An 11,989-nucleotide genomic window follows, 5' to 3' on the forward strand; every position below is an offset into this window, starting at 1 on the left:
CCCACTGCGGGTTTCAGCGCCCCGAAGCCCTCCCGGCCCGGCTGAAACCCGGTTGAGACCGATCTGAACCGCCCCGGCCGCACGCTCTATGGCATGACGACGACGGACCACGAACTCGCGATCGCGGCCACCGGGCTGCGCAAGACCTACGGGGACAGGCACGTCCTCGACGGCATCGACATCCAGGTGCCCGCCGGCACGGTCTTCTCCCTCCTCGGGCCGAACGGCGCGGGCAAGACCACGGTGGTCAACATCCTGTCCACGCTGATCCCCGCCGACGGGGGCGAGGCGCGGATCGCCGGGCACGGCATCACCGCCGAGGCCCAGGCGGTCCGGGCGGCCATCGGGGTCACCGGCCAGTTCTCCGCCGTGGACGGGCTGATCACCGGCGAGGAGAACATGCTGCTGATGGCCGACCTGCACCACCTCCCCCGCCGGGAGGGGCGGCGGGTCACCGCCGAGCTGCTGGCGCGCTTCGACCTGGTCGAGGCCGCGAAGAAGCCCGCCTCCACCTACTCCGGCGGCATGAAGCGCCGCCTCGACATCGCCATGACCCTGGTCGGCAACCCGCGGATCATCTTCCTCGACGAGCCCACCACCGGTCTCGACCCGCGTTCCCGGAACACCATGTGGCAGATCATCCGCGAGCTCGTCGCCGGCGGCGTCACCGTCTTCCTCACCACGCAGTACCTGGACGAGGCCGACGAGCTCGCCGACCGCATCGCCGTGCTCAACGGCGGCCGGATCGTCGCCGAGGGCAGCGCCGCGGAACTCAAGCGGCTCGTGCCCGGCGGTCACGTGCGGCTGCGGTTCTCCCACCCGGAGGCGTACGAGCGGGCGGCGACCGCGCTGCGCGAGACCACCCGCGACGACGAGGCGCTCACCCTGCAGATCCCCAGCGACGGCAGCCAGCGCGAGCTGCGCGCCATCCTCGACTGGCTGGACGCCGCCGCCGTCGAGGCCGACGAACTCTCCGTGCACACCCCGGACCTGGACGACGTGTTCTTCGCCCTGACCGGCAGTTCCGTACCCGCGCAGACCACCGACAAGGAGACCGTCCGATGAGCGCCGCCGGCTACGCGTTCCGCGACAACCTCACGATGCTGCGGCGCAACCTCCTGCACGCGCGCCGCTACCCCTCCCTCACCCTGAACATCATGCTCACCCCGGTGATGTTGCTGCTGCTGTTCGTCTACGTCTTCGGCAACGTGATGAGCGCCGGCATCAACGGCGGTCACGCGCACCGGGCCGACTACGTCGCCTACATCGTCCCCGGCATCCTTCTCATGACCGTGGGCATGACCGCACTCGGCACGGCGGTCTCCGTGGCCACCGACATGACCGAGGGCATCATGGCCCGGTTCCGCACCATGGCGATCTCCCGCGCCTCTGTGCTGATCGGCCATGTGCTCGGCAACGTGATCCAGACGTTGCTGGCTCTGGTGGCGATTCTCGGTATCGGACTCGCCATCGGCTTCCGGCCGAACGCGACGCCGGTGGAGTGGATCGCGGCGGCCGGGCTGATGGTGCTCGTCAGCCTCGCGCTGACCTGGATCGCGGTCGGTATGGGCCTGGCCAGCCCCAACGCGGAGGGTGCCAGCAACATGGGACTGCCGCTGACGATGCTGCCGCTGCTGTCCAGCGCGTTCGTGCCGGTGGACGCCATGCCGGGCTGGTTCCGCTGGTTCGCCGAGTACCAGCCGTTCTCGCCCGCCATCGAGACGCTGCGGGGGCTGCTGCTGGGCAGCGGGATCGGCACGAAGAACGCGGTGCTGGCCGTGGCGTGGTGCGTGGGGCTGAGCCTGCTGGGTTACCTGTGGTCCAAGGCGCAGTTCAGTCGCGAGCCGAAGAGGTGAATTCGGTCGGGCGCTACCGGCCCCCGGCGTCCGTCAGCTCCCGCAGTGCCTCCGCCCGCAACTCCTCCCGCCCCAGGGCGGCGTACCTCGACCTCGCGTCGGTGTACGCCGCCCCGTCGGCGTTCTCGGCCGCCTGCCGGGAGCGGGTCAGGGACAGGGTGGGGAACTCCCGTACCACCGGCATCCGTTCGGCCAGCGCCACCAGCCGTACGGCCGCCGGGTCGCCCTGGGCCAGCCGGGCGTGTCCGACCGCCAGCAACAACGTGCCGTACACCGGCAGTTCCACCGGGGACCCGTCGGCGGGCGAGCCGTCGGCCGGGGCACCGGACAGCAGACCGAGCAGCCGCACCCGCAACTCCTCGGTGAGCCCGGCGACCGGGTCCGGCCGGCCGTGCAGCGCGTGCGCGGCCACGGCGGCCGACTGCAGCTGCAGTGCCCACGGGTCCACGAAGGGATCGTCGGCGTACAGTGCAGAGGCCGTCCGTACTCCCTCCGCCGCCCGGCGCCACAGCCCGAGCCCGACCTCGGTCAGTCCCCGGGCCAGCGCGATCTCCGCCCTGGCCGGCAGCTCGGGGACGAACATCCGGTCCGACTCCGGCGGCTGGTCCAGGGTGGCGCGGCCCAGCCAGTACTCGGCCTCCTCGATGTCGCCCTTGTGCAGACAGGCCAGCACCAGCCCCCAGCGGACGCCGAGCAGGTCCGACGGGTCGCCGAACGCGTCCAGCGCGCTCAGTGCGGCGCGCAGATGGTCGTACGCCTCCGCGCCCCGCTCGGACTGCAGGCACAGCTCGCTGACCCGGCCGTGGCTGAGCAGGTGCATGGCCGGGTTGTTCAGCGGGGTGAGCGCGTCGACCATCCGGCGGGCACTGTCCAGGGCCCGCTCCGTGTCGTGACCGGCCTCCCACACGTAGCTGGCGACGCCCGAGGCGACACCCGCCAGCATCGGCGCGTCGGCCTCGCACAGCTGCCGCAGCCGGGCGAACTCCGGCGGCCGCATCTCCGGCACGGCGCACAGCACGACGGCCAGGGCCCGCACGAGGGTGTCCGGCGGGGCGGGCGGCAGCCGGCGCAGGGTCACCAACTGGCGTACGGCGCGCGGGCCGTGGCCCATGAAGAGGCTCGCCGCGCAGACCGCCGCCGCGCTGCGGGCCGGTTCCACGTCCTCGGGGTCGTCGGGCCGGAAGTGGGACAGCGGGCCGGCGGTGTCGGCGGCCAGCGAGGCCAGCCGGGCGTAGCTGGAGCCGGTGGCCCACAGGGAGGACAGGACGGCGGTGACGGCCGCGGTGGTGGGACCGTCGGCGCGGGCCAGGGCGTGCCGCAGGGCCAGGACGAGGTTGTCCTGCTCGGCGCGGATGCGTATCCAGGCGGGTACGGGGTCGCCGCTGTACAGCACGTCGTGGTGGGCCCGGCCGAAGTCCCGCGCCCAGGCCAGGAACCGGCCGCTCACCGCCTCCTCCTCGCCGGCCTCGGCGCGCTTGGCGGAGCCGAACTCCCGCAGTGTCTCCAGCATGCGGAAGCGCACTCCGGAGGGGCTGTCGTCCACCTTGACCAGGGACTGCCCGGCCAGCTGTTCCAGCAGGGCCAGCGCGTCCGCGGTCTCGCCGAGGACGTACTCCGCCGCGTCCTCGGTGAAGCCGCCGGGGAACACGGACAGGGCGCGCAGGGCGGCCTGGCCGTCGGGTTCCAGGAGGTTCCAGCTCCAGTCGACCACGGCCCGCAGGGTGCGGTGCCGTTCGGGTGCGTCGCGGGCGCCGCCGCGCAACAGCGCGAACCGGTCCCTCAGGCGGCTGGAGATGTCGGCCACGGAGAGCACCCGAACCCGGGCCGCGGCGAGCTCCACGGCGAGCGGCAGCCCGTCCAGGTGCCGGCAGATCTCGGTCACCGCGTCCGCGGGAAGTTCCACGCCGGGCCGGGCGGCGCGGGCCCGCTGGGTGAAGAGTTCCTCCGAGGTCGCCTGGGACAGCTCCGGCAGGGCGTACACCGACTCCGAACTCAGGCCCAGCGGGGCCCGGCTGGTGGCCAGGACCCGCAGCTTGCTCGACCGCGACACCAGCGCCTGGACGAGGGCGGCCGCACCGGCGACGACCTGCTCGCAGTTGTCCAGCACCAGCAGCACCGGCCCGGCGCCCAGCGCTGCGACGATGCCGCTCACCACGTCCGTGCCGCCGGTGAACTGCCGGCCCTCCCCGGCACCGACGGCCGAGGCCACCTCACCGGCCACGTCGTCGTCGTCGGTGACACCGGCCAGCGGGACGAAGTGCACCACGGGCTGCTCGGCCGCCCGGCTCACCGCGTGCGAGAGCCGGGTTTTGCCCAGCCCGCCGGGACCGACGACGGTGACGACCCGGGCCCCGCGCAGCAGTCCGGCCACGGCGGCGATGTCGGCGTCCCGCCCCAGCAGCGCATTCGGCTCGTGCGGCACACCATGGCGGACCGGCGCCACGTCGGCGCTGAGCAACTCCTGGTACACGGCGCGGAGTCCGGGCCCGGGATCGGTTCCCAGCTCGTCACGCAGCCGGCGCCGATAGGCGTCGTACCGGGTCAGCGCCGCGGCCCGCCGCGCGCCGGCGGCCTCGCAGCGCAGCAGCTCCGCCAGCACCTCCTCGTCCCGCGGCAGTTCCCCTGCCAGCTCGGCCAGGGGCGCCGCGGCCTCCTCCCGGCGGCCCAGCCGGGCGAGCGCGAGCGCGCGGGAACGGACCAGTGAACGGTGGGCCCGGACCCGGCCGGCCCGCAGCGCGACGAGCGGATCGTGCAGGTCCTCTCCCGTGTCCGCGCCCACGTTCCCGTCCCACAGCGCCAGCCCGGCCTCGGCCTCGGCCAGCGCACCGCCGTGGTCGCCCGCCCGTGCCCGTTCGGCGCTCGCCGTCTCGTGCAGCAGCAGCGCGGAACTGTCGACCTGCGTCTCCTCCAGCGCCAGCCGGTAGCCGGTCGGTGTGCTCACCACCAGCTCCGCACCGACCTGCGCCCGCAGCCGCGACACCAGGACCTGAACGGCCTTGCCCGGCCGCTCGGGCTGCTCGTCGACCCACAGCCCCGCCACGAGCCGCCCCGTGCTGCACCCGGCCCGCAGGTCCTCCGCGAGCAACGCCAACAGTCCGCGCAACCGGGGCGCGGTGATCTCCCGGCCACGGCAGGCGACTCGGGACAGCAGGGTCAACTCGGTGGTCACGCCGTGAAGACTAGGGCGTTTCCCCGGACCCGGGCAGGGAGCGGCCGCTCCGTCCGCCGCGGCGACCCCACCCGCCCCCGGCGCGGCGTCACCCGTCGGACAGCCGGGCCTCCTCCAGGTCCAGCGAGCGCTGCAAGCGGCGTCGCGTCGTGTCGCTTATGGCGTGGGCGTCGTAGAGCCGTTGCAGTTCGACTGTCTCGACGGTGATCAGGTCGCGCCGGAGCTGGCGGTAGACCCGGTCGGCGGACTCGGTGCCCGGACCGGTGGTGCCCTCGCCGGCGAGGCGGTCGCGGGCGTCGTCGAGGCGGGCGTTCAGGCCCCGGCGGAGACGGTCCATGACGACCTCGGGCGCGACCTCCAGTTCCGCCAGCTCCTCCAGGCGGGCCAGGCCGGCGTGGGCGAGGCGGGCGCGGGCCTCGGCCTCCTCGCGGGCGGTGTGCGCGGGCTCCAGGGCGATGCCGGAGGCGCGGACGACCGGGGCGAGGGTGAAGCCCTGGACGACGAGGGTGACGACCACGACGGAGGTCGTCAGGACCAGCACCAGCGGGCGGTCGGCGAGCGGCGCGCCGTTCCGCGCGACCTCCGGGATCGACAGCGCGGCGGCCAGCGGCATCACCCCGCGCGTGCCCGCCCAGGTCAGCACCATCGGCACCCGCCAGTTCGGCCTGCCGATCCCGCCCTTGCGCTGTACCAGCGCCGACAGCGGCGCCAGCCACAGCATCCGTACGGCGACGAGCGTGGCGGCCACGGCGAGGGCGTACAGGGGCCAGGTACGGTCGCCGTCCGCCAGGGCCCGCACCTGGGAGGGGAGGGCCAGCCCGATGAGGCTGAAGACCACGCTCTCCAGGAGGAAGACGACCGTGCCGTAGACGGCGTGCAGCTGGAGCCGGATGCGGGCGTTGGTGAGCCGGTCGCCGCGTCCGCCCAGCACCACCCCGGCGACCACGCAGGACGTGACCCCGGAGGTGTGGGCGGCCTCCGCGAGCAGATAGGCGGCATACGGGGTGACCAGGGCGATCACCGTCTCCAGGACGGGGTCCTCGGTGCGCCGCCGGATCAGGGCGATCACGCCGGCCACCGCGGCCCCGATCACCGTGCCACCGCCGGCGAGCAGCAGGAACTCACCGCCGGCCGCCCCCCAGTCCGCGGCGGCCGAGGCGATGGCGATGCCCGCCGCCACCCGGACCAGCACCAGGGAGGTCGCGTCGTTGAACAGGCTCTCCGCCTGGACCAGGACCTGGACGCGCGGGGGCAGGGCGAGCCGGCGGCCGAGCGCGGTCACCGCCACCGGGTCGGTGCTGGCCAGGACCGCGCCCAGCACGAACGCCATCTGCCAGGACAGCGGGGTGAGCCAGGCGGCCACCGCGGCCACGGCCGCCGCCGAGGCGAGCACCAGCCCTATGGCGAGGATCCCGACCGGTTTCCACACCGCGTGCAGCTCCCGCCAGGGCATGTCCTCGGCGCTCGCGTACAGCAGCGGCGGCAGCACCACCAGGCCGATGATCTCGGGGCTGATCTGGATCTGCGGGGTGCCCGGGAGCAGGGCCACCGCGAGTCCGGCGACCACCAGCAGCGACGGGGCGGGGATGCGCCGGCGGCGCGCGAAGGTGGCGACCACCGTGGCGAGGATCACGAGGGCGAGAACCGTACCGACGCTGCGCATGCCGTCCCCCGGGGATGCGGAAGGGGATTGCGGAAGCCGCTCCGGCTCCCGGCCGACCAGACTTCCCGGCACACCTGGCCTCACCCTATCGGGCCACGTCACATCAAAACAGCGTCAAGGTCGCCGGGACCTGCGCCAAGGAATCGCCAACAGCGGCAACGGCCGGCCCGCGAGGCGGCTTCCTTGGGAGGAGGAACCCTCCCGCGGAGGGGAGGATCGGTGAGCGGAGCGCGTCGGCGGCGATGAGTGACGTACGGCCCGGACGACTGAAGGTCTACCTCGGCGCGGCCCCGGGGGTCGGCAAGACCTACCGGATGCTCGACGAGGGGCGCCGCCGTGCCGCCCGCGGGGCGGACGTGGTGATCGGGTTCGCGGAGTGCCACGGACGCCCGTGCACGGAGGCGATGCTCGACGGCCTGGAGACCGTCGGCCGTGTGTCCTGCTCGTACCGGGGCGGGGCGTTCGAGGAGATGGACCTGGGCGCGGTCCTGGACCGGCATCCCCAGGTGGCGATCGTCGACGAGTTCGCCCACAGCAACGTCCCCGGCGACGGCCGCAACCCCAAGCGCTGGCAGGACATCGAGACCCTGCTCGACGCCGGCATCGACGTGGTCACCGCCCTGAACATCCAGCACCTGGAATCCCTCAACGACGTGGTCGAGAAGATCACCGGGGTGCCGCAGCACGAGACCGTGCCCGACGAGGTGGTACGGCGGGCCTGGCAGATCGAGCTGGTGGACATGCCCCCCGAGGGGCTGCGCCGGCGCATGGCGCACGGGAACATCTACGCCCCCGAGAAGATCGACGCCGCGCTCGCCAACTACTTCCGGCCCGGCAACCTCACCGCCCTGCGCCAGCTGGCGCTGCTGTGGACGGCCGACCGGGTCGACGAGGCCCTGCAGGAGTACCGCTCGCAGCACGGCATCGGGCGGGTGTGGGAGACCCGGGAGCGGGTCGTGGTCGCCCTGACCGGCGGCCCGGAGGGCGACACGCTGGTACGGCGGGCCGCCCGCATCGCAGACCGGTCCGCCGGCGGCGATCTGCTCGCCGTGCACGTGGCCCGCAGCGACGGCCTCGCCGCCGGGGTCTCGCACGCCTCGCTCGCCCGGCAGCGCCGGCTCGTGGAGGACCTCGGCGGCAGCTACCACTCGGTCGTCGGCGACGACGTGCCCACCGCCCTGGTGGAGTTCGCGCGCGCCGAGAACGCCACCCAGCTGGTCCTCGGCACCAGCAGGCGGGGGCGGCTCGCGCGGTTCCTGACCGGGCCCGGTACCGGGGAGACGGTGACCGAGCTGTCCGGCGACATCGACGTCCACCGGGTCACCCATGAGCGGGCCGGCCGCGGCACCCTGCTGCCGTCCCGGCGCCGCACCCTGTCGACCGCCCGGCTGATCGCCGGACCGGTGGCCGGACTGGTGCTGCCCGTCCTCCTCACCGCTCTCCTCGCCCAGCTGCGCGGCACGCTCAACCTGACCAGCGAGGCCCTGCTGTTCCTGCTCGCCGTGGTCGGCGTGGCCTGCATAGGCGGGGTCGCGTCCGCGGTGATCGCGTCCGTGACGGCGTCCCTGCTGCTCAACTACTGGTTCATCCCGCCCATCGGCGCCTTCACGCTGGACGACCCCAACGCCCTGGTGGCCCTGACGGTGTTCGCGGTCGTCGCGGCCACCGTCGCCGCGGTCGTGGACCGCTCGCTGCGCCTGTCGCGCCGCTCCGCCCGGGCCACGGCCGAGGCGGAGACCATGTCGTCGCTGGCCGGCAGCATCGTGCGCGGCGAGGCCACCATCCCGGCCCTGCTGGAGCGCACCCGGGAGACCTTCGGCATGGAGTCGGCGGACCTGGTGGACGAGCCGCCGGACGCGCCCGGGGTGACCGCCGTCCCCGCGGGTCCCGGCGCCTTCCTCGCGCTGCGGGGGCGCACGCTGTCCTCGTCCGAGCGGCGCGTCCTGGCCGCGTTCGCCGCGCACGTGGGCTCCGCGGTGGAGCGGGCCCGGCTGGCCGAGGCGGCGGCCGAGGTGGAGCCGGTGAAGGCCGCCGACCGGCTGCGCACCGCCCTGCTGCGGGCCGTCGGCCACGACCTGCGCACCCCGCTGGCCGCCGGCTGGGCCGCCGTCACCTCGCTGCGCAGCCGTGACGTCGCCTTCACCGAGGAGGACCGCGACGAACTCCTCGCCACCGCCGACGAGTCCATGGCCAAGCTCAGCCGGCTGGTGGACAACCTCCTCGACCTCAGCCGGCTGGAGGCCGGCGCGCTCACCCTCGACCTGCGCCCGACCTCCCTGGAGGAGGTGCTGCCGCCGGCGCTGGCCGACGTGTCCGGGGTGCGGGTGGCGGACGTGGAGGACATCCCGGCGGTGCTGGCCGACCCGCCGCTGCTGGAGCGGGTGATCGCCAACCTGGTCGGCAACGCCGCCCGGCACACCCCGCCCGGCAGGACGGTACTGGTCACGGCCAGTGCCCTGGCCGGCCGGGTGGAGCTGCGGGTGGTGGACCGGGGGCCCGGACTCCCCGCCGACGGCCGCGACCGGCTCTTCGAGCCCTTCCAGCGCCTCGGCGACACCGACAACGCCACCGGTCTCGGGCTCGGCCTCGCCCTCGCACGGGGCCTGACCGAGGCCATGAACGGCACCCTCGGCCCCGAGGACACCCCCGGCGGCGGCCTCACGATGGTGGTGTCGCTGCCGCTCGCGGCCCCGATCGTGGATGCCGAACCGACCGAGCAGATCGCAGGAGGCCCGTGACGAGCGGCGTGACCGGTACCCGGAGGCCGCTCCGTACGGAGACCCGCGCGCACCCGACCTGGGCCGGGCGGGACCGGCTCGCCCTGACGGCGGCCCCCGCCACGCCGGGAACAGGGGCGGCCGCTTCCTGCCCACCCGCGGCCCGGGGCCCCGTTCCTCCACCGTCAAGATCCCGTCAAGGACGGCCGGGCGAGCGCGAAAATGCCGCAAGGAACGGGCGGACACGGCCCAGGACGGACAGAACCTGGGTGCACCCGCGCGCCGTTCAGCCCTCGCGCGCGGCCGAAGGAAGAAGGAGCACGCGCCCATGTCCGTCCTGACCACCGAGCAGCCGGATGCCGTTCCCGCCGGCGAGGAGCCGCCTGATACCGGCGAACGCCACCGGCTGACCGCCGTCACGGGACTCGCCGCCCTGTCGCTGGACGCGATGGCGTCGGTGGCCTACGGCCCCGAGGCGATCGTCCTCGTCCTCGCCGCCGCGGGCGCGCACGGACTGGGCTTCACCCTGCCGGTGACCCTGGCCATCGCCGCGCTGCTCGCGGTGCTGGTCGCCTCCTACCGGCAGGTGATCGCGGCCTTCCCGGACGGCGGCGGCTCCTACGCGGTGGCGAAGGCGCACCTGGGGGCGCGCACGAGCCTGGTGGCCGCCGCCTCGCTGGTGCTGGACTACGTGCTCAACGTGGCGGTCGCGGTGACGGCCGGCGTGGCGGCCCTGACCTCCGCCTTCCCCGCCCTCTACGACGACCGGCTGTGGCTGTGCCTGGCGGTGCTCGCGCTGATCACGGGCGTCAACCTGCGCGGGATCGTGGAGTCGGCGAAGGCGTTCATCGTGCCGACGGCCGTGTTCGTCGGCGCGATCTTCGTGCTGATCGTCGTCGGCCTGTTCCGCTCCCATCCGGTGAGCACGGCGACCGCGGCCGGGCACGCCTCGGTGGTCGCGGGCAACGCCACCAGCGTGGGTGTGCTCCTTCTGCTCAAGGCTTTCGCTTCCGGCTGTGCCGCGCTGACCGGCGTCGAGGCGATCGCCAACGCAGTCCCCACCTTCCGCGTCCCGCGCGTCAGGCGTGCCCAGCGGGCGGAGGTCGCCCTCGGCGCCGTACTCGGTCTGATGCTGATCGGGCTGTCGGTGCTGATCGGCCGCTTCCACCTCCAGCCGGTCGCGGGCGTCACGGTCCTCGCCCAGCTCGCGGACGCCTCCCTCGGCCACAACGGGGCGTTCTACGTCATCCAGTTCGCGACGACGCTCCTGCTGGCGCTGTCCGCGAACACCTCCTTCGGCGGGCTGCCGGTGCTGCTGAAGCTGCTCGCCCGCGACAACTACGCCCCGCACGTCTTCGCGCTCAAGGCCGACCACCAGGTCCACCGGCACGGCGTCCTCGCGCTCGCCGTCGTCTCGGCCGCGCTGCTGGTCTTCTCCGGCGGTGACACCAACACCCTGGTGCCGATGTTCGCCATCGGCGTCTTCGTCGGCTTCACCGTCGCCCAGGTGGGCATGGTCCGCCACTGGCGGCTCGAAAGGGGCCCCGGTTGGCGTGGAAAGGCGCTGCTGAACGGCTTCGGCGCGGTGCTCACCGGGGTCGCCACCGTCGTCGTCACGGCGAGCAAGTTCACCGAGGGGGCGTGGCTGATCGTCATCGCCCTGCCGCTGCTGGTGGTCGCCTTCGTCGCGGTGCACCGTGCCTACGGCCGGATCGGCGAGCGGCTCGGACTCGGCCGCATTCCGCAGGCCCCCCACCGCCAGCGCTCGCTCGTGGTCGTCCCGGTGTCCACCCTGTCCCGGCTGACCTCGGAGGCCCTCACCGCGGCCGGCTCCCTCGGCGACGAGGTCCGCGCCGTGACGGTCTGCTACCCGGACCCCGAGGACCGGGCCCAGCTGCACGCGCTGGAGCGGTCCTGGGCGGAATGGGACCCGGGAGTGCCGCTGGTCCGGCTGACCTGCGAGCGGCGCACCCTCGGGCGCCCCATCGCCGCCTACGTCCGTGAGGTGGCCGCCCGCGAGCCCGGCACCCGGGTCACCGTGCTGATCCCGGAGGCCGAGCCCGAGCGGCTGTGGCAGCGCCTGCTGCAGAACCAGCGGGGCGCCGTCGTGGCACACGCGGTGCGGCGGGAGACGGACGCGGCGATCTGCCGGCTGCGGTTCCGGCTGTGACCGGGGGCGGCTGACGCCGCTGCGATCCAGGACCCGGCCCACGTCTCACGGCGACTGTGAGCCGGGTCACTGTGTGTGACGGGGGGCTGCTCGACGGTGTGGGACCAGGGCTCGTAAGAGACCCGTCAAGGGCGTGAGCGCGGCCGTATGAGAGGCGTCAACGGGTGGCCGGATCCGGCCGGACAGGCGCTTTCCTCGAATCGTCCGTTTCAACCGAACCTCACTCCAGGAGTTCGCGATGGCCGATCTGGCCTTCGTCGTCACCGTGCTCGCGGGTTTCGCGCTGGTGGCTCTCGTCGCCAAGGGGGTGACGAAGCTGTGACCGTCGAAAACGTCGTCGGCCTGGTCGTGGCCGTCGCCCTGCTGGGCTATCTCGTCCTCGCCCTGATCTTCCCGGAGAGGTTCTGAGACACC

The 11,989-nt window shown here is 73.9% G+C and carries 7 protein-coding genes; 5 read left to right on the forward strand and 2 right to left on the reverse strand.

Annotated elements, in window-relative coordinates:
• The first annotated feature begins 93 nt into the window (after positions 1-93).
• On the forward strand, positions 94-1,065 hold the full coding sequence (locus AB0L59_RS14585; protein WP_365582704.1) for an ATP-binding cassette domain-containing protein: 972 nt from the start codon (positions 94-96) through the stop codon (positions 1,063-1,065).
• A complete protein-coding gene (locus AB0L59_RS14590; protein WP_365582706.1) occupies positions 1,062-1,856 on the forward strand; it encodes an ABC transporter permease in 795 nt (264 codons plus the stop codon). The genes AB0L59_RS14585 and AB0L59_RS14590 overlap by 4 nt, the downstream gene beginning before the upstream one ends.
• A 13-nt stretch (positions 1,857-1,869) precedes the next feature.
• On the opposite strand, the gene AB0L59_RS14595 is transcribed toward AB0L59_RS14590, so the two are convergent.
• Both AB0L59_RS14595 and AB0L59_RS14600 read right to left on the reverse strand, forming a co-directional pair.
• Positions 1,870-5,025, reverse strand: a complete 3,156-nt coding sequence (locus tag AB0L59_RS14595) for a BTAD domain-containing putative transcriptional regulator (protein ID WP_365582707.1) — start codon at positions 5,023-5,025, stop codon at positions 1,870-1,872.
• A gap of 88 nt (positions 5,026-5,113) precedes the next feature.
• Positions 5,114-6,688, reverse strand: a complete 1,575-nt coding sequence (locus AB0L59_RS14600) for a Na+/H+ antiporter (protein ID WP_365582708.1) — start codon at positions 6,686-6,688, stop codon at positions 5,114-5,116.
• Between the two features lie 242 nt (positions 6,689-6,930).
• On the opposite strand from AB0L59_RS14600, the gene AB0L59_RS14605 reads away from it, so the two are divergent.
• The 3 genes from AB0L59_RS14605 (at position 6,931) to kdpF (ending at position 11,983) form a co-directional block, all read left to right on the forward strand.
• Positions 6,931-9,426 (forward strand): ATP-binding protein, encoded by a 2,496-nt coding sequence (locus tag AB0L59_RS14605; RefSeq protein ID WP_365582709.1) that lies wholly within the window; start codon positions 6,931-6,933, stop codon positions 9,424-9,426.
• Between the two features lie 307 nt (positions 9,427-9,733).
• Positions 9,734-11,575: an APC family permease gene (locus tag AB0L59_RS14610; protein ID WP_365582710.1), complete on the forward strand. Its 1,842-nt coding sequence runs from the start codon at positions 9,734-9,736 to the stop codon at positions 11,573-11,575.
• 318 nt (positions 11,576-11,893) lie between these two features.
• Positions 11,894-11,983: a K(+)-transporting ATPase subunit F gene (gene kdpF, locus AB0L59_RS14615; protein ID WP_037770757.1), complete on the forward strand. Its 90-nt coding sequence runs from the start codon at positions 11,894-11,896 to the stop codon at positions 11,981-11,983.
• The last annotated feature ends 6 nt before the right edge of the window (positions 11,984-11,989 follow it).

Source organism: Streptomyces sp. NPDC052109, assembly GCF_040680195.1.
GTDB lineage: Bacteria > Actinomycetota > Actinomycetes > Streptomycetales > Streptomycetaceae > Streptomyces.